This window comes from Pseudomonas sp. FW305-20 (genome assembly GCF_058788075.1).
The window spans coordinates 231,366-250,143 of the sequence record NZ_JBYTAJ010000003.1 but is presented as its reverse complement, the minus strand read 5'-3'; the positions used below and the strand labels follow the sequence as shown (position 1 = coordinate 250,143).

The window sequence follows — 18,778 nt, the reverse complement described above, 5'->3', positions numbered from 1 at the left end:
CCCTGCTACCCGACTGACGCGCAGCCGAGGAAGAAGGGGTTTGTGAACAGCTCACCTATCCCGGTGGGAGCCGGCTCGCTCGTACAGTTTTTTATGCCGCGCCGTCGAGGAACTGCTCGGCGTAGTGGCAAGCCACCTGGCGGCCATCGAGCAGGCGCAGGGCCGGCTCTTCAGTGCTGCAACGCTCGGTCGCGTACGGGCAGCGCTTGTGGAAAGCGCAGCCGGACGGCGGGTTCAACGGATTAGGCAACTCGCCGACGATCTTGATTTTCGGCTTGTTCGGGTCCGGGTGAATGGTCGGGGTGGCCGACAGCAGCGCCTGGGTGTACGGGTGCAGAGGACGCTCGTAGATGTCGTTCTTCGGGCCCATTTCCACCGGGCGACCGAGGTACATCACCATCACGTCATCGGCGACGTGCTGCACCACCGCCAGGTTGTGGGAGATGAACACGTAGGCGGTGTTGAACTCTTGCTGCAAGTCCATGAACAGGTTCAGCACCTGTGCCTGAATGGACACGTCCAGCGCCGAGGTCGGTTCATCCGCGACCAGCACTTTGGGTTGCAGCATCATCGCGCGGGCCAGGGCGATCCGCTGGCGCTGACCGCCGGAGAACATGTGCGGATAACGCTGGTAGTGCTCAGGTCGCAAGCCCACCTGCTTCATCATCGCCTGCACTTTCTCGCGACGTTCGGCGGCGCTCAGGTTGGTGTTGATCAGCAATGGCTCGGCCAGTTGGTCACCGACCTTTTGCCGTGGGTTCAGCGACGCGTACGGGCTCTGGAACACCATCTGCACGTCTTTGCGCAGTTGTTTGCGTTGAGCCTTGTCAGCGCCGGCGACTTCCTGCCCGGCGATTTTCAAGGAGCCGGAGGATGGCTCTTCGATCAGCGTCAGGGCGCGGGCGAGAGTGGATTTGCCACAGCCCGATTCGCCGACGACAGCGAGGGTCTTGCCGGCTTCCAGCTCAAACGACACACCGTTCAAGGCGCGTACGGTTGCATGGCCTTTGAACAGGCCGCGGGACACTTCGTAGTGACGGGTCAGGTCGCGGGCGGTAAGTACGACGGCCATTACGCCACCTCCTGATTCAGCGGGTAGAAGCAGCGGGCGAGGCTGTTGCTTTTCGGGTCAAGGGTTGGACGTTGCTGGCGGCAGTTGTCTTGCACGTACGGGCAACGAGGCGACAGCAGGCAACCTTGCGGGCGGTCGTAACGACCGGGAACGATGCCCGGCAACGTTGCCAGGCGGGTGGCGCCCAGGCTGTGTTCCGGAATCGCCTTCAGCAGCGCTTCGCTGTACGGGTGCGCCGGAATGTCGAACAGCTCAGGCACCTGACCCACTTCGACCGCTTGGCCGGCGTACATCACGCACACGCGCTGAGCGGTTTCGGCCACGACCGCGAGGTCGTGGGTGATCAGCACCAGGCCCATGTTCTGTTCTTTCTGCAACGCCAGCAGCAGGTCCATGATCTGCGCCTGAATCGTTACGTCCAGCGCGGTGGTCGGTTCGTCGGCGATCAGCAGTTTCGGTTCGCCGGCAATCGCCATGGCGATGGCAACACGTTGGCTCATACCACCGGACAGTTGATGCGGGTAGGCGTCCATACGGCTGGCGGCGCCCGGGATCTCCACTTTTTCCAGCAGTTCGATGGCGCGCTTGCGGGCGTCCTTGCGGGACATTTTCAGGTGCAGGCGCAGCACTTCTTCGATCTGGAAACCGACGGTGTAGCTCGGATTCAGCGCGGTCATCGGGTCCTGGAAAACCATTGCCAGGTCTTTGCCGACGATTTGCCGACGCTGACGGTTGCTCAGCTTAAGCATGTTCTTGCCGTCGAAATTCAGGGCGTCGGCGGTGACGATCCCCGGATGTTCGATCAGGCCCATCAGCGCCATCATGGTCACGGACTTGCCGGAACCCGATTCGCCAACGATGGCCAGCACTTCGCCCTTGTCCACGGTAATGTCGAGGCCGTCGACCACCGGAACGGCGTTGGCGTCGCCGAAGCGAACGTTGAGATTCTTGATTTCTAACAGTGACATTTGAATCTCCTCAGGCGGCGTTCTTGAGTTTCGGGTCCAGCGCATCGCGCAGGCCGTCGCCCATCAAGTTGATTGCCAGCACGCTGAGCAAAATGGTCAAACCAGGCAGACTGACGACCCACCAGGCGCGTTCGATATAGTCGCGAGCCGAAGCCAGCATGGTGCCCCACTCAGGGGTTGGCGGTTGAACGCCAAGGCCGAGGAAACCCAGTGCCGCGGCATCGAGAATCGCTGAGGAGAAACTCAAGGTGGCCTGAACGATCAGCGGCGCCATGCAGTTGGGCAGCACGGTGACGAACATCAGGCGTGGCAGACCGGCACCGGCCAGGCGCGCGGCGGTTACGTAGTCGCGGTTCAATTCGCCCATCACCGCGGCGCGGGTCAAGCGAACATAGGACGGCAACGAAACCACGGCGATGGCAATAATGGTGTTGATCAGGCCAGGGCCGAGGATGGCGACAATCGCCACGGCCAGCAGCAGGGACGGCAGGGCCAGCATGATGTCCATCAGACGCATGATGGTCGGGCCGAGCAAGCGCGGGAAGAACCCGGCGAACAGACCCAAGAGGATGCCCGGAATCAGCGACATCACCACCGACGACAAGCCGATCAGCAGGGACAGGCGCGAACCGTTGATCAGCCGCGACAGCAGGTCGCGACCCAGTTCGTCGGTGCCGAGCAGGAACTGGATTTGCCCGCCTTCCAGCCAGGACGGCGGGGTCAGCAGGAAGTCGCGGTATTGCTCGCTCGGGTCATGCGGTGCAACCCACGGCGCGAAGATCGCGCAGAAGATCACCAGCAGCATGAACATCAGGCCGGCGACGGCGCCTTTGTTCCTGGAGAACGCGTGCCAGAATTCTTTGTAGGGCGACGGATACAGCAGGCTTTGATCGACTGCTACCGGTGTTGTGAGAGTGGTCATGGTCTTGATCTCAGCGCTGATGACGGATGCGTGGGTTGGCAAAGCCGTAGAGGATGTCCACCACGAAGTTGACCAGAATCACCAGGCAGGCGATTAACAGGATGCCGTTCTGCACCACGGGATAGTCCCGTGCGCCAATGGCTTCGATCAGCCATTTGCCGATGCCGGGCCAGGAGAAAATGGTTTCGGTCAGGACCGCACCGGCCAGCAATGTGCCGACTTGCAGGCCGACCACGGTCAGCACCGGAATCAGCGCGTTACGCAAACCGTGAACGAATACCACGCGCGATGGCGACAGGCCTTTGGCGCGGGCGGTACGGATGTAGTCTTCACGCAGCACTTCGAGCATCGAAGAACGGGTCATCCGCGCGATCACTGCCAGCGGGATGGTGCCGAGCACGATGGCCGGGAGGATCAGGTGATGCAGGGCATCGAAGAACGCCCCGACGTCATCGGCCAGCAGCGTATCGATCAGCATGAAACCGGTGCGCGGCTCGATGTCGTAGAGCAGGTCGATCCGCCCGGAAACCGGGGTCCAGCCCAGGGACACCGAGAAGAACATGATCAGGATCAGGCCCCACCAGAAGATCGGCATCGAGTATCCCGCCAGGGAGATGCCCATCACCCCATGGTCGAACAGGGATCCTCGCTTGAGTGCCGCAATCACCCCGGCCAGAAGGCCCAGGATGCCGGCGAACAACAGCGCGGCCATGGACAGTTCCAGGGTCGCGGGGAATAGAGAGCTGAACTCGGTCCAGACGCTTTCGCGAGTACGCAGGGATTCGCCAAGGTCGCCGTGGGCCAACTTGCCGATGTAGTCCAGGTATTGGGCATACAGCGGTTTGTTCAGACCAAGGCGTTCCATTGCCTGGGCATGCATTTCGGGGTCGACCCGACGTTCGCCCATCATCACTTCCACGGGGTCGCCTGGAATCATGCGAATCAACGCGAAAGTCAGCAAGGTGATGCCGAAGAACGTGGGGATCAATAACCCCAGTCGGCGGGCAATAAAACTAAACATCGTGTGGTGTACCTCATCAGCCGGTTAGGCGTGCCTGGCGCCCCTGGGATCAGGGGCGCCGGGAGTTTTCTTATCTACTTCACCTGGGTGGTGGCGAAGTTATTAGTGGTGAGCGGGCTAATGTGATAGCCCTCTACGTTGTTACGCATTGCGGTGAACATACGGGTGTGCGCCATGCTGATCCATGGCTGGTCCTGATTGAAAATCACCTGGGCTTGCTCATAGAGCGCTGCGCGTTCGGCCGGGTTTACTTTAGCCCTGGCTTCATCGATCAGCGCCTGGAACTTCTCGTTACACCAGCGTGCGTAGTTTTCGCCGTTTTTGGCGGCCTCGCAACTGAGCATAGGCGTCAGGAAGTTATCCGGGTCGCCGTTATCACCCGCCCATCCGGCAGACACCATGTCATGTTCGCCATTTTTGGCGCGCTTGAGCATTTCGCCCCACTCCATGACGCGAATATCAATCTTGATCCCGACCTTGGCCAGGTCGGCCTGCATCATCTGCGCGCCGAGCATCGGGTTCGGGTTGGTTGGACCGCCGCCGTTACGGGTGAACAGGGTAAACGTAGTGCCATCCGGCACGCCGGCTTCCTTGAGCAAGGCGCGGGCCTTGTCCAGATCACGCGGTGGGTTCTTCAGGTCGTGGTTGTAGCCCAGCAGGGTGTCCGGGTACGGATTGACCGCCACGGTCGCATTGCCTTTGCCGAACAGCGCGTTGACGTAGGCGGCCTTGTCGAAGGCGATGTCGATAGCTTTGCGTACGCGCACATCGCTCATGTATTTGTGCGAGGTGTTCATGGCGATGTACGAGACGGTCATCGCGTTCAGTTCATCGACACTCAGTTTGGCGTCTTTCTTGATGCTCGGAATGTCATCTGGCTTGGGGTACAGCGCAATCTGGCATTCGTTGGCTTTCAGTTTTTGCAGGCGCACGTTGTTGTCGGTGGCGATGGCCAGGATCAGCGAATCAGCCGGTGGCTTGCCACGGAAGTAGTCCGCGTTGGCCTTGAAGCGGACTTGAGCGTCCTTGGCGTAACGCTGGAAAACGAACGGGCCGGTGCCGACAGGCTTGTTGTTCAGGTCGCCGGTCTTGTTGGCCTTGAGCAACTGGTCGGCGTATTCGGCGGAGTAGATCGAGGAGAAGGCCATGGCGATGTCGGCCAGGAACGGCGCTTCGCGGCGGGTCAGGGTGAAGGTGACCGTGTTGTCGTCGATCTTCTCGACACTTTTGAGCAGTTCCTTGAAGCCCATGCTTTCAAAGTACGGGAAGCCCACGCTCGACAGTTTGTGCCACGGGTGATTCGGGTCCAGCTGACGCTGGAAGCTCCAGACCACGTCGTCGGCATTCATGTCACGGGTCGGCTTGAAGTAGTCGGTGGTGTGGAACTTGACGCCTTTGCGCAGGTGGAACGTGTAGGTCAGGCCGTCTTCACTGATGTCCCAGGAATCGGCCAGTGCCGGAATCACTTCTGTGGTGCCGGGCTTGAAGTCCGCCAGACGATTGAAGATGGTTTCGGCCACCGCATCGGCGGTGACTGCAGTTGTGTACTGGACCATGTCGAAGCCTTCCGGACTGGCTTCGGTGCAGACCACCAGGGGTTTGGCCGAGACGCCGACGGCGACACTTAGCAACGCGGCTGCAATGGCCGCACGTAGGGGAAGCATTTTCATCAAAGAACCCTCTGCAATCGGTTAAAAGGACAAAGCCGAACGGCCGATTCGTCACTGAATCAGCCGTTTGGCAGGTGCATTTACAGAATGTTGAACGGGATGGTGGTCACGAGACGGAACTCGTTGATGCTGCCATCAGACTGGTTTTCGCTGGCGCGGTGAGCGGTGTAGGTCGCGCGCACAGTAGTGGCCTTGAGTGGGCCGCTTTGAATGGCGTACGAACTACCGATGCCGTACTCGTAATGGTGTTCGCCATCCATCGTCTGCACGCTGGCGTAAGCGCCGCCTTTGTTGTGAGTGCCGTCGATGCCCCAGCCGCGAGCCTGGTAAATGTTGAATTTCAAGCCTGGTACGCCGTATTCAGCCATGTTCAGGCCGTAGGCGATCTGGAAGGACTTCTCGTTCGGGCCGTTGAAGTCCGACAGCAGGGAGTTGGCCAGGTAGATGCCGTTGGTTTCGTGCAGGTAGTCGAAGTACTCGTTACCGTTCACTTCCTGGTAGGAGAAGGTCAGGCTGTGGGCCTGGTGAGTCAGGCCGAGCGACAGGGAGTAGGTGTCGTTGTCGATCTCGCCCAGTACGGCTTTGCCTTCGTCGACGGTCTTGTAGTAGTTCAGGCCAGTGGTCAGGCTCAGAACCGAGCTGTCGCCCAGTACATGGCTGGCGCCGAAGTAGTACTGGTTCCACATGTCTTCGGCCTGGGTGCCCCACAGGCTGGTGGTCAGACTGGCGAATGGCTGGTAAGTGATACCAGCGGTGTTCACGTGATCGATTTCAATGATTTCGTCAGCGTATTCGGAGCGAAATTTACGCTGGCTTTGTTCAGTTCGTGGAGAGTTGCGGTCGAAGGTGGCCAAGTCAAAAGTCAGGTTTTCCAGCTCTTCGCTGTGCAGGGACACACCCTGGAAGCTCGAAGGCAGTGGACGGTTACCGATGACGTCCACTTGCGGGCTGCTGAAGTTCTGACGACCGGCGGTCAGGGTGGTGTTGGAGAAACGGGCCTTGACGTTGGCCAGGCCCAGTTTGCTCCACTGGCCAACGGCGTCGCCACCTTCTTTAGTCAGAGTACGGTTATAGCCAGGCTTTGCACGGTCACCCGGTACACCACCGAAACGCGAGGCCAAGTCTTCGCGATCACGATCCAGGGCGATGGCATTGTAAGCCGCGACTTCGGTGTTGAAACCGACAGTGCCTTGTGTAAAGCCCGAGTTGTACTTGACGATTGTGCCCTGGACCCAGTTGATGCGGCGGTCGGTGTCGACCAATGCACCGTTTTTGTTGTAGCTGAACTTGCTACCACGCTTCAGTTGCTCGTTCGCATACCAGTTACGCGTGCTCCCGGTGATCGATTGCCCTTCAACGAAGCCAGTGGCTTCACTCTGGGCACTTTTCTCTTTCACGGTAACCGGGGTGAACGCCTGGCTTTGGGTTTCTGCGTACGCCGTGGCGGTTACGCTGCTGATGGCCAAGGCCAGTAACGCGGTGCTGCTCAGTTTCATGGGTGAAGCTCCTTTTCTTTTTTTGATGCCGATCTTTTTTTGGTGATGCGGCTATTTGGTTTGGAACTCATTCAAGGCATCGCAAACGTTTGCTGTAGGCCGAATTGACGAATTACGGCAATGCGCTTGCGTGAGGGCGGAATCCGCCCCCAGCGTTTCTGGCTAATCGGTTACTTTTCTATGCTGACGCCCGAGAACACGTTACGACCGAACGGACTCACCTTGAATCCTTCGATTTTGGCGCTCAACGGCTGGTTGACCGTCGAGTGGGCGACTGGCGTAATCGGCACCTGCTGCTTGAGGTACTGCTGCGCTTGTTTGTAGAGCACGGTGCGCTGGTCGCGGTCGGTGACGACCTTGGCCTGCTTGATCAGCTTGTCGTAAGCCGGATCACACCACATGGAGTAGTTGTTGCCGCCAATGGCGTCGCAGCTGTAAAGCGTGCCGAGCCAGTTGTCCGGGTCCCCGTTGTCACCGGTCCAGCCGATCAGGCTGACGTCGTGCTCGCCATTCTTGGTGCGCTTGATGTACTCGCCCCATTCGTAGCTGACGATCTTCACTTTGAGTCCGATCTTCGCCCAGTCAGCCTGGAGCATTTCGGCCATCAATTTGGCGTTCGGGTTGTAAGGGCGCTGAACGGGCATCGCCCATAAAGTGATTTCCGTGCCTTCCTTCACGCCGGCAGCCTTGAGCAGTTCCTTGGCTTTTTCCGGGTTGTAGGCGGCGTCTTTAATGGTCTCGTCGTAGGACCATTGGGTCGGTGGCATGGCGTTGACCGCCAGTTGACCGGCACCTTGATAGACGGCGTTGAGAATCCCTTGCTTGTTCACCGCCATGTCCAGCGCCTGGCGCACTTCGAGCTGGTCGAAAGGCTTGTGGCGCACGTTGTAGGCGATGTAACCGAGGTTGAAGCCGGGCTTCTCGATGAGCTTGAGTGCCGGGTCGTTCTTCAGCGCGGTCACGTCGGCAGGGCGCGGGTGCAGGGTGATCTGGCACTCGTTGGCCTTGAGCTTCTGCACCCGCACCGAGGCGTCGGTGTTGATGGCGAAAATCAGGTTCTCGAGTTTGACCCGACTCGGGTCCCAGTACTGCTTGTTGCCGGTGTAACGGATGTTGGAATCTTTCTGGTAGCTCTTGAACACGAACGGCCCGGTGCCGATCGGCTTCTGGTTGATGTCGCTCGGCTTGCCGTCGGCCAGCAGTTTGTCGGCGTATTCGGCGGACAGGATGGCGGCGAAGCTCATGGCGATGTTCTGGATGAACGCGGCGTCCACGCTGTTGAGCGTCATGACCACGGTCAGCGGCCCGGTCTTCTCGACCTTGGCGATGTTCTTGTTCAGGCTCATTCCGTTGAAATACGGGAACTCGGTCGGATAAGCCTTACGGAAAGGTTGCTGCGGATCGAGCATGCGATTGAACGTGAACAGCACGTCGTCGGCGTTGAAATCACGGGTCGGCGTGAAGTATTTGGTTGTATGAAACTTCACCCCTTCGCGCAGGTGAAAAGTGTACTTGAGGCCGTCCTCGGAAATATCCCAGCGGGTGGCCAGGCCAGGTACGACGTTGGTGGCGCCTTTTTCGAACTCTGCCAGTCGGTTGTACAACGGTTCGGCGGCGTCGTTATCGGTCGCGGTCGTGTACTGCGCAGTGTCGAAGCCAGCGGGGCTGCCTTCGGAGCAGAACACCAGGCTGTTATTGGCGGCCTGGCTGATGGAAGTGACGGCCAGCAGGCCGGTGCCCAGCAATGCGGATAAAACCAAGGTATGGCGCATGACGCTCCCTTTTCTCTTTCGCTAAGTGTTTTCAATGGTCCGCCGCCTCGTCCAGGGAGGTGGAGGTATCACTGATCTCAAGCCATGACATCCAGCAATAACCGAGAGGCCACGCATGAACTGGTCAGAGCCCGACGGTATGAGCCGCGGGTCTGGCAGTAAATGCGTAGAGTCCTAAAGACTCGTAGGAAATGGCGACGCGTCCGACTCCGCTGCTGTAATACTCAGCGGAATTGGATGTAGGTTGTTTCCTACTTTCTCGGCAGATAAAACAACGGCGACGTCAAAAACGTCGCCGTTGCAAATCCTTATTTGCTGATGCTGACGCCGTAGAAGGAGTTCAAGCCAAACGGGCTGATCTTGAAGTCCTGCACGTTGTCGCGCATGGGTTGGAACACCGTCGAGTGAGCGATAGGTGTCATTGGAACAGCATCTTTGAGGACGTGTTGCGCCTGTTTGTACAGTTCGGTGCGCTTGGACTGATCGGTCGTGCGCTTGGCTTCTTTAACGATGCCGTCGAACTTCTTGTCGCACCACTTGGAGAAGTTGTTGCCTTGCAGCGAATCGCAGCCGAACAGCACGTTCAGCCAGTTGTCCGGATCACCATTGTCACCGCTCCAGCCGATCAGCATCGCCTGGTTCTCACCGCCCTTGGAACGCTTGATGTACTCGCCCCATTCGTAGCTGACGATGTTGACCTTGAGGCCGATCTTCGCCCAGTCGGATTGCAGCATTTCAGCCATCAATTTAGCGTTCGGGTTGTATGGACGCTGAACCGGCATGGCCCACAGAGTGATCTGGGTACCTTCCTTGACGCCCGCTTCCTTGAGCAGCTCCTTGGCTTTCTCAGGATCGTACTTGGCGTCCTTGATGGTGGTGTCGTAGGACCACTGGGTCGGTGGCATGGCGTTGACCGCCAGTTGACCTGCACCCTGGTAAACCGAGTCGATGATCTGCTGCTTGTTCACTGCCATGTCCAGCGCCTGACGAACCTTCAGCTCGGCCAGCGGGTTGGCGTCGGTGCGGCCCTTGAGCACTGGCATCACGTTGTAGGCGATGTAACCCAGGTTGAAACCAGCCTGGTTAGGCACTTTCAGAGTCTTGTCTTCCTGAAGAGCCTTCAGGTCGGCCGGACGTGGGAACAGAGTGATCTGGCACTCGTTCTTTTTCAGCTTCTGGATGCGTACCGACGGGTCGGTAGTGATGGCGAAGATCAGGTTGTCAATCTTGACGTCGTCAGGCAGCCAGTAGTCCTTGTTCCCGGTGTAGCGGATGTTGGAGTCTTTCTGGTAGCTCTTGAACACGAACGGACCCGTGCCGACCGGTTTCTGGTTGATGTCCGCGGCTTTGCCTTCTTTCAGCAGTTGGGCGGCATATTCGGCGGACTGGACGGACGCGAAACTCATGGCCATGTTCTGGATGAACGCGGCGTCGACTTCCTTCAGGGTGAACTTGACAGTTTTGTCGTCGACTTTATCGATCTTGGCGATGTTGGTGTCCATCCCCATGTCGGTGAAGTACGGGAATTCGGTTGGGTACGCCTTACGGAACGGATCATCCTTGTTAATCATGCGATTAAAGGTGAACAGCACGTCGTCGGCGTTGAACTCACGAGTCGGCTTGAAATACGGGGTGGTGTGGAACTTGACGCCTTCACGCAGGTGGAAGGTGTAAGTCAGGCCATCATCGGAGATGTCCCATTTGGTCGCCAGACCAGGAATAACGGCGGTGCCGCCGCGCTCGAACTGAGTCAGACGGTTGAACATGGTTTCTGCAGAGGCGTCGAAGTCGGTTCCGGTGGTGTACTGACCAGGATCAAAACCGGCCGGGCTCCCTTCGGAGCAAAACACCAGGTTAGTCGCCGCTTGGGCGAAAGGTGCGCTGGCTAATAAGCTTGCGCCGACTAAAAACGGAATGACCGCGTGTTTAAGCATGGTGGCCTCATGATTTGTTGTCATTTTTGGAATTAGAGGACGACCTCGTGAGTCGTGCCTGCGGATACTTATGCAGGGGCCATACCCAATGCAAGATCCAGAGCGGCCACGGGCCTTAAACAGTGGCACGAACGTACCTTAATGTCGCATTTGTATAAATTCACGCGCATTTGACCGTTTGCGCAGGTTTTTTACGGTGCATATGGCGCACCTGGGCGGGGCGCCGTGGCTGTCTTGCGCACTCGATTGGAGCGCGGTGTTACTTATTTATACCCATTACGACGGGTGCGAATGACGCGAATGGGATTGAGTTCTTGTTTGGTGGCCAAGTGTTTGTTGTTTAAAGGAGTGTTGTGTCTGTGGGGGCAGATTGTTCCGTTACTGTTTGCCAGTGGACATCTGTGGGTGGTGCCCTGGCTTTTTGGTCCTGCATAAAAAAAGGCGATCACTTCGGTGATCGCCGTTTTTGTGTGCGGGGTTTAGCTGATCAAGGCATCAACACTTCAATCGAACCATCCGCCGTCATGCTGACCTGGCTGGTGCCCGCCTCAACCTCAGGCGTCACTGGTGCCGAATCCATGCTCGCCGCCTTCATCATCATCGGCCCACGCATGTACGGTTGTGGATAACCGTTGCTGTTCAGGTTCAGGTTGACGATTTTGTAACCGCTGCCGCCCAACGCGTCGGTCGCCAATTGAGCGCGGGCCTTGAAGGCTGTCACGGCTTCTTTAAGCAGCGCATCTTCGCTGGCTTTGCGGGTTGGGGTGGCGATGGCGAAGTCCATGCCACCCATTTTCAGGTCGGTGAGCAATTCGCCGGTCAGTTTCGACAGCGCAGCGAAGTCGGAGCTTTCCAGGCGCAGTTCGGCGCGTTCGCGCCAACCGGTGATTTTCTGGCCCTTGGTATCGTAGATCGGGTAGCTGTTGCGGCTGCCCTGGCGCAGGGTGATGTCTTTGACCTGCTTGGCCTGGGCCAGTGCTTTGTTCATGGTGGTGCTGACGTCGGCGGCGAGTTTGGCCGGGTCGGTGTTTTGTTCTTCGGTGTAGAGCGTCACGATCATCAGGTCGCGGGCCACTTCCTGGCTGACTTCGGCGCGCAGGGCGATCTGGTTGTAGTGCAGCTCGTCGGCGGCGAGGGCCGGCAGGCTGGCGAGAGTGCCAGCGCTAAGGGCAAGAAGGGCGGCGCTGCGGCGGAATGTGTGCATGAAAGCTCCTTGGGCGATGCGCAGGGGTAATGTCCGGGCCTGCGTGAAACCATCAGACTCTAGCTTTTATGATCCGGTTCGCACAGTTACAACTTCTATACAGATCGATCGCAGGGGACTGCTTCACAGTCAATCGCGAGCAGGCTCGCTCCCACAAGGGGACGCATTTCAATGTGGGCGAGCCTGCTCGCGATAGCGGTCTTATAGACGCCACAACTCTTTCTGCCATGTGGCCGTTTGCCGCACTTTTGCCTGCCAGCCCCCGTGCTTGGTTATACTCCGTGCGATCCGCCTGGAGCGCTCATCAGGAGAGCTCATGCTCGCCCCCGTTCAAATCACTTCCGCAACTCGCCAGAACCTTTGGCGGCTGACGTTCATCCGCACATTGGTATTGGCCGCTCAGGCCGGTTCCGTGGGCCTGGCCTACTGGCTCGACTTGCTGCCGCTGCCCTGGTTCCAACTGGCTGCGACCCTCGGCTGTTCGATGCTGCTGTGTGCATTCACGGCCATTCGCCTGCGCACCTCATGGCCGGTTACCGAACTCGAATACGCCGTGCAACTGGCCTGCGACCTGTTTATCCACAGTGCCTTGCTGTACTTCTCCGGCGGCTCGACCAACCCCTTCGTCTCTTATTACCTGGTGCCGCTGACCATTGCCGCGGTGACGTTGCCGTGGCGTTATTCGGTGATTCTGTCCGGCATCGCGTTGACGATGTACACCCTGCTGCTGGCGCGCTTCTATCCGCTGCAAACCTTCCCGATCGCTCGGGAAAACCTGCAGGTTTACGGGATGTGGCTGAGCTTTGCCCTGGCGGCGGCGGTCATCACTTTCTTCGCCGCACGCATGGCCGAAGAGCTGCGCCGTCAGGAAGAATTGCGCGCCATTCGTCGCGAGGAAGGCCTGCGCGATCAGCAATTGCTGGCCGTCGCGACCCAGGCTGCGGGTGCCGCCCATGAATTGGGCACGCCGTTGGCGACCATGAGTGTATTGCTCAAGGAAATGCGCCAGGACCATCACGACCCGATGTTGCAGGAGGACCTGAGCGTGCTCCAGGATCAGGTCAAACTCTGCAAGGAAACCTTGCAGCAATTGGTGCGCGCCGCCGAAGCCAATCGTCGATTGGCCGTGGAGATGCAGGACGTCACCGATTGGCTCGACGAAGCCCTGAACCGCTGGCACCTGATGCGCCCGGAAGCCAGTTATCGCTTCCAGCGCCTGGGCCAAGGCCCCGTGCCGCGCATGGCGCCGCCGCCGGACCTGACCCAGGCGCTGCTGAATTTGCTCAACAATGCCGCCGACGCTTGCCCCGAAGGGCTGCAAGTGACGCTGGACTGGAATGCCGAAGACCTGACCATCAGCATCCGCGACCACGGTGCCGGTGTGCCGCTGGCTATCGCCGAGCAGATCGGCAAGCCGTTTTTTACCACCAAGGGCAAAGGTTTCGGCCTGGGCCTGTTTTTGAGCAAGGCCAGCGTGACACGCGCCGGCGGCTCAGTGAAACTCTACAGTCATGAGGAAGGCGGCACGCTCACCGAGCTGCGCCTGCCCCGTGTCGCCCGAGGAGACGAACATGAGTGACGAGATCCAAGTCGAAGGCGAAGGCGAAGAACTGCCGCATTTGCTGCTGGTAGACGACGACGCAACTTTTACCCGGGTGATGGCCCGTGCCATGGCCCGCCGCGGCTTTCGCGTCAGCACCGCCGGTTCCGCCGAAGAAGGCCTGACCATCGCTCAGGCCGACCTGCCGGACTACGCCGCGCTGGACCTGAAAATGGACGGCGATTCTGGCCTGGTGCTGTTGCCCAAGCTGCTTGAGCTGGACCCGGAAATGCGCGTGGTGATCCTCACCGGTTACTCGAGCATCGCCACCGCCGTCGAGGCGATCAAGCGCGGCGCCTGCAATTACCTGTGCAAACCGGCGGACGCCGATGACGTGCTGGCCGCGTTGCTCTCCGAGCACGCCGACCTCGACACGCTGGTACCGGAAAACCCGATGTCGGTGGATCGCCTGCAGTGGGAACACATCCAGCGCGTGCTGACCGAACACGAAGGCAACATCTCCGCCACTGCCCGGGCCCTGGGCATGCACCGCCGCACGCTGCAGCGCAAACTGCAGAAGCGTCCCGTTCGTCGCTGAACCTGCGCTGAACGAATGCGGGCCGCACCTCGCGACAAACCGAACCGATCCTCTATGATCGGTTCGTGTGTGTTCTTTTCTTTATCGAGCCTTATCCATGAATCAGAACGCTGAATATTCCGCGGTCAATGATGCTGTGCGCGGGCAGTTTTTTCGCAAAGTCTGGGCAATGACTACGCCTTACTGGCGCAGCGAAGAGAAGGGCAAGGCCTGGACGTTGCTGATCGCGGTGATCGCGCTGTCGTTGTTCAGCGTGGCGATTTCGGTGTGGGTCAACAGTTGGTACAAGGATTTTTACAATGCCCTGCAAAGGAAGGATGAGGCCGCGTTCTGGCAGTTGATCCTGTATTTCTGCGGCATTGCGGCGGTGGCGATTCTCGGCGCGGTGTATCGGCTCTACCTGACCCAGATGCTGACCATCCGCTGGCGGGCCTGGCTCACCGAGAAGCACTTCACCCGCTGGCTCGACAACAAGAATTACTACCAGCTGGAGCAGGGTGGTTACACCGATAACCCGGACCAGCGCATTTCCGAAGACCTCAATAAATTCACCACCAACACCTTGCTCCTGGGCCTTGGTTTGATCCGCAACATTGTCAGCCTCGTCTCGTTCTCGATCATTTTGTGGGGCGTGTCCGGCAGTATCGAAGTATTTGGTTTCACGATTCCCGGTTACATGTTCTGGTGCGCGCTGGTCTACGCCGCCGTCGCCAGTTGGCTGACGCATTTGATTGGCCGTCGCCTGATCGGCCTCAACAACAACCAGCAACGCTTCGAAGCCGACCTGCGTTTCTCCATGGTGCGGGTTCGCGAGAATGCCGAAAGCATTGCGCTGTACAACGGCGAGCCGAATGAAAATCGTCGCTTGAGCAGCCGTTTTGGAATGGTCTGGCACAACTACTGGGACATCATGAAGGTGTCCAAGCGCCTGACCTTCTTTACATCCGGTTATGAGCAGATCGCCGTCATCTTCCCGTTCATGGTCGCCTCGCCGCGATACTTCGCTGGCAAGATCGAGCTGGGTGAGCTGATGCAAATCAACTCGGCGTTCGCTAACGTCCAGGACAACTTCAGCTGGTTCATTACGGCGTACCAGGACCTCGCCGAATGGCGGGCTACCTGTGATCGTCTGCTGAGTTTCCGCCAGGCCATGACTGACAACGAAAATCGTGCACCGACGATTGATGTGCAGAATTCGGGCTCGGCTTTGAAGGTGCACAACCTCGGCCTCGATCTGGCGGATGGTCGTCACCTGCTGACCAACGCCGAGATGACCGTGGAGGAGGGCGAGCGGGTCATGCTCAGTGGCCGTTCCGGCAGCGGCAAGTCGACCTTGCTGCGGGCGATGGGGCATCTGTGGCCGGCTGGCCATGGCAGCATTCGTCTGCCGACGGGGCGTTATCTGTTCCTGCCGCAAAAACCGTATCTGCCGATTGGCACGCTGCGCGAGGCGTTGAGTTATCCACAGGCTGGCGATACGTATCCGCAGGAACGCTACGTTCATGTGCTGGAGGCCTGCCGTTTGCCGCACCTCGTTGCCCGTCTGGACGAAGCCAATCACTGGCAGCGCATGTTGTCGCCGGGTGAGCAGCAACGTCTGGCCTTCGCTCGTGCGCTGCTTTACGCGCCGCAATGGCTGTACATGGACGAAGCGACCTCGGCGATGGACGAGGAGGACGAAGCGTCGCTGTATCAGACCTTGATCGATGAGATTCCGGGATTGAGCATCGTCAGCGTCGGGCACCGCAGCAGCCTGAAGCGGTTCCATCCACGTCATGTGCGTATCGAGAATGGCCATCTGGTGGACCAGACCGTGACCGCATAAACCACCGCCTTCCTTTTGGATGGAGCCTTTGTGGCGAGGGGGCTTGCCCCCGTTGGGTCGCGAAGCAGCCCCAAAATCTCGCATGCTTACAAGATTTTGCCAGTGCTGCGCACTGGAACGGGGGCAAGCCCCCTCGCCACAGAAAGCCCACTCCCACAGGGATAGTGTTTGCCGACGGTGATCGTACAACCGCGTTGAGCTATGATGCGGTTTCAGCCGCAACTTCGAGAAAGACGTTCACCATGGAAAACCCGATCGACGCCCCCCGCCTCCCTCGCAAGCGCCGCAGCCTCGCTCAGGAGCTGGTGACGGTGCTGTCCGAGCAGATCCGCGACGGTCACCTCAAGCGTGGCGACAAGTTGCCCACCGAGTCGGCGATCATGGATGCCCATGGCGTCAGCCGCACCGTGGTGCGCGAGGCGATTTCCCGTTTGCAGGCGGCCGGCCAGGTTGAAACCCGCCACGGCATCGGCACTTTCGTGCTCGACACCCCAAGCCCGAGCGGTTTCCGTATCGACCCGGCGACCGTGGTCACGCTACGGGATGTACTGGCGATTCTGGAACTGCGCATCAGCCTTGAAGTGGAATCCGCTGGCCTCGCCGCACAACGCCGCAGCCCCGAGCAGTTGGCCTTGATGCGTGCTGCGCTGGACGCTTTGAATGAAAGTGTTTCCCATGCCAGCGATGCCGTGGCGTCCGACTTCCAGTTCCACCTGCAAATCGCCCTGGCGACTGGCAACCGCTACTTCACCGACATCATGACCCACCTGGGCACCAGCATCATTCCGCGAACACGCCTGAACTCGGCGCGCCTGGCCCATGACGACCAGCAGCACTACATGAATCGTCTGAGCCGTGAGCATGAAGAGATTTACGACGCGATCGCCCGTCAGGATTCGGATGCGGCGCGGGCGGCGATGCGGTTGCACCTGACGAATAGTCGCGAGCGGCTGCGTCATGCGCATGAAGAGGCAGAAGCTCAGCGCGGGTAGGAAGTTATAGATCGTTCCCACGCAGAGCGTGGGAACAATCAGGTACGGGGAATCAGTCGGTCCTGAGAATTGAGCGATCCACCCTCACGGCCCACTCAGAAACCCCAGCCTTGGCATCGAACGCCACATGGCCATGCTCATCCACCACCGCCCGAGCAATCGGCACTCCCATTGCCAACAACTCCAACGGCGCCCCCTTCAGCGATTGCCCCGAAGCCAGTTCCAGTTTCAATTTGATAGTCATCATCGATCTCCTTATCAGGCAACGTTGCCAGTGGGTTGGTAATCCTTGAGCAGCAAGTAAGTGCTCCAGCCCCACCAGTCATCCACGGTGGCGGTGTCGTTCAGGTTGTTGACGTCCTTGCGTCGCAGCACCTTGTTGCCCTCGACCCTGAACAGCGGCGAAAAGTTGGACGCCAGGTTCAGGACGGCTTGCAGATCAGGCAGCTTTTTCAAGACGCCGAAATTGGCGGCCGACGGAGCGATTCCACTGATATACGCCGCGAACACTTCATCCGCAGACACCTGAACTGCCTGATTCACCTGGACGCGATTGACGCTGTCGATCGCGTCGAAGTAGCGCTTGTCCCCATACGCGTGCCATTGATCGCCGTTGCCATTGCGCACGTTGAGGCCGAATTTGCTGTCTTCGTCGTGCATGAATCGCGTGATCAACGAACCCAGATCGCTCGGTGTGACCACCGCCGCCAATTGTTTGCGCGGCACGCGCAGGTGGCCGGCGGAAAACAGGTCGGTCAGGTAGTGATCGGCAAAAGCGTTCATCGCATAGGCCAGTTCCAGCTGCTTTTCATCGCCGCTGGCGTGGGCCCGCACCGCTTGTTGCACCGCTGCGGTGTGCCCGGCGATGTAGGCCAGCAACGCCCATTCGGCGAAGTGATCGGCATTGTTGGCGGCCAGTTTCAGATAACGCCCCAACGGGAACAGCGCCGAGACAAAACTGCCGCCGCCGGTGATCTTGTTCCACTCTTCCGACAACGTATCACCGAGGGCGTCATAGGCCTCGTGGGGTTGTTTTCCGTCCTTGATCGCTTGCTTGATCGCGGCGATTTCCTTTTGCATCATGCCGAGGATCAGTTTGGCCTCGGCGTTAGAAGCAGGCAGCACTGCCAGCGACTCAAAGGCGTTGGTAAATCGCTGGATTCGGTCGGCGGCCGTCGCGCCTTCGCTGATCGGTTGATTGGGAATGCCATAGAAATCACCCCCCAGCGCAATGACCTGGCCATAGGTCAGCGCCAGCCCATTGGGTAGATGCAGCTCCACCTGCGAAGCGGGAATCGCCGGTGCGTCCTTGATGAAACGCAGCAGCGTACTGTCGCCGATGGCGGTGTGTTCGCCACCCTCGAACCTCAGCTGTGGCCTGCCTTTCAGGGCATTGCCGGAGGCTGTGGGCAGAGGTGCGGGAAGGGCAGGCGCAGAGTTTTGATGATCAGCAATCTGCAAGACCAGGTGCTGGTTATCCCCGATGAGAGAGATGCCATGCTCGGTAAAAAGATCATCCAGTTCGGCAATGACCTGTTTCGGTTTTTCTTTCTGTTGTGCGTGTAGACCTGACATTTCTATCTCCTTGATATGTCGTCGGTACGATCAAAAAATGACTGTATGCATATACAGTCATCTGGATCATAGGTGAGAAATTTCCCACGTCAAGAAAATACCTTTCCGACTCAAATTTTGTGGTTGGCGATGAAATGCAGTTGACGGTAATTATTTAAGTTGTACGATGACCTACAACTTCGGCGAAGG

The 18,778-nt window shown here is 58.9% G+C and carries 15 protein-coding genes; 4 read left to right on the top strand and 11 right to left on the bottom strand.

Annotated elements, in window-relative coordinates:
• Nucleotides 1–91 precede the first annotated feature (91 nt).
• The 9 genes from AC3WP4_RS04585 to AC3WP4_RS04545 form a co-directional block, all read right to left on the bottom strand.
• The gene (locus AC3WP4_RS04585) at nucleotides 92–1,072 is read right to left on the bottom strand and encodes a peptide ABC transporter ATP-binding protein (protein WP_074873737.1); all 981 of its coding nucleotides are present in this window, start codon (nucleotides 1,070–1,072) and stop codon (nucleotides 92–94) included.
• Nucleotides 1,072–2,040: an ABC transporter ATP-binding protein gene (locus AC3WP4_RS04580; RefSeq protein ID WP_074873741.1), complete on the bottom strand. Its 969-nt coding sequence runs from the start codon at nucleotides 2,038–2,040 to the stop codon at nucleotides 1,072–1,074. The genes AC3WP4_RS04585 and AC3WP4_RS04580 overlap by 1 nt, the downstream gene beginning before the upstream one ends.
• A 10-nt stretch (nucleotides 2,041–2,050) precedes the next feature.
• The gene (locus AC3WP4_RS04575; RefSeq protein ID WP_074873742.1) at nucleotides 2,051–2,962 is read right to left on the bottom strand and encodes an ABC transporter permease subunit; all 912 of its coding nucleotides are present in this window, start codon (nucleotides 2,960–2,962) and stop codon (nucleotides 2,051–2,053) included.
• A gap of 10 nt (nucleotides 2,963–2,972) precedes the next feature.
• Nucleotides 2,973–3,983, bottom strand: coding sequence for an ABC transporter permease subunit (locus AC3WP4_RS04570; protein ID WP_007900379.1), 1,011 nt, complete (start codon nucleotides 3,981–3,983; stop codon nucleotides 2,973–2,975).
• Between the two features lie 74 nt (nucleotides 3,984–4,057).
• Complete coding sequence (locus tag AC3WP4_RS04565) at nucleotides 4,058–5,653, bottom strand: ABC transporter substrate-binding protein (protein ID WP_074873743.1); 1,596 nt, start codon at nucleotides 5,651–5,653, stop codon at nucleotides 4,058–4,060.
• 80 nt (nucleotides 5,654–5,733) lie between these two features.
• Complete coding sequence (locus tag AC3WP4_RS04560; protein WP_074873744.1) at nucleotides 5,734–7,149, bottom strand: OprD family porin; 1,416 nt, start codon at nucleotides 7,147–7,149, stop codon at nucleotides 5,734–5,736.
• Between the two features lie 170 nt (nucleotides 7,150–7,319).
• Nucleotides 7,320–8,921 carry an ABC transporter substrate-binding protein gene (locus tag AC3WP4_RS04555; protein WP_074873745.1) on the bottom strand — a complete coding sequence of 534 codons (1,602 nt, stop codon included), beginning with the start codon at nucleotides 8,919–8,921 and terminating at the stop codon, nucleotides 7,320–7,322.
• Between the two features lie 308 nt (nucleotides 8,922–9,229).
• The gene (locus AC3WP4_RS04550; protein WP_074873746.1) at nucleotides 9,230–10,855 is read right to left on the bottom strand and encodes an ABC transporter substrate-binding protein; all 1,626 of its coding nucleotides are present in this window, start codon (nucleotides 10,853–10,855) and stop codon (nucleotides 9,230–9,232) included.
• Between the two features lie 487 nt (nucleotides 10,856–11,342).
• Nucleotides 11,343–12,059: an SIMPL domain-containing protein gene (locus AC3WP4_RS04545; protein WP_074873748.1), complete on the bottom strand. Its 717-nt coding sequence runs from the start codon at nucleotides 12,057–12,059 to the stop codon at nucleotides 11,343–11,345.
• A gap of 316 nt (nucleotides 12,060–12,375) precedes the next feature.
• Between AC3WP4_RS04545 and AC3WP4_RS04540 the strand changes: the two genes are divergently transcribed.
• The 4 genes from AC3WP4_RS04540 to AC3WP4_RS04525 all read left to right on the top strand — a co-directional run bounded on the left by AC3WP4_RS04540 (nucleotide 12,376) and on the right by AC3WP4_RS04525 (nucleotide 17,014).
• On the top strand, nucleotides 12,376–13,638 hold the full coding sequence (locus AC3WP4_RS04540) for an ATP-binding protein (RefSeq protein ID WP_074873750.1): 1,263 nt from the start codon (nucleotides 12,376–12,378) through the stop codon (nucleotides 13,636–13,638).
• A complete protein-coding gene (locus AC3WP4_RS04535) occupies nucleotides 13,631–14,197 on the top strand; it encodes a response regulator transcription factor (protein WP_008148925.1) in 567 nt (188 codons plus the stop codon). The genes AC3WP4_RS04540 and AC3WP4_RS04535 overlap by 8 nt, the downstream gene beginning before the upstream one ends.
• A gap of 97 nt (nucleotides 14,198–14,294) precedes the next feature.
• Nucleotides 14,295–16,022, top strand: coding sequence for an ABC transporter ATP-binding protein/permease (locus AC3WP4_RS04530; RefSeq protein WP_074873751.1), 1,728 nt, complete (start codon nucleotides 14,295–14,297; stop codon nucleotides 16,020–16,022).
• A gap of 242 nt (nucleotides 16,023–16,264) precedes the next feature.
• On the top strand, nucleotides 16,265–17,014 hold the full coding sequence (locus AC3WP4_RS04525; RefSeq protein WP_046045828.1) for a FadR/GntR family transcriptional regulator: 750 nt from the start codon (nucleotides 16,265–16,267) through the stop codon (nucleotides 17,012–17,014).
• A gap of 52 nt (nucleotides 17,015–17,066) precedes the next feature.
• Here AC3WP4_RS04525 and AC3WP4_RS04520 read toward each other — a convergent pair whose 3' ends face one another.
• Nucleotides 17,067–17,258, bottom strand: coding sequence for a hypothetical protein (locus tag AC3WP4_RS04520; protein WP_074873753.1), 192 nt, complete (start codon nucleotides 17,256–17,258; stop codon nucleotides 17,067–17,069).
• A 14-nt stretch (nucleotides 17,259–17,272) separates the two neighbouring features.
• Nucleotides 17,273–18,589, bottom strand: coding sequence for a phospholipase (locus AC3WP4_RS04515; protein ID WP_102616287.1), 1,317 nt, complete (start codon nucleotides 18,587–18,589; stop codon nucleotides 17,273–17,275).
• Between the last annotated feature and the right edge of the window lie 189 nt (nucleotides 18,590–18,778).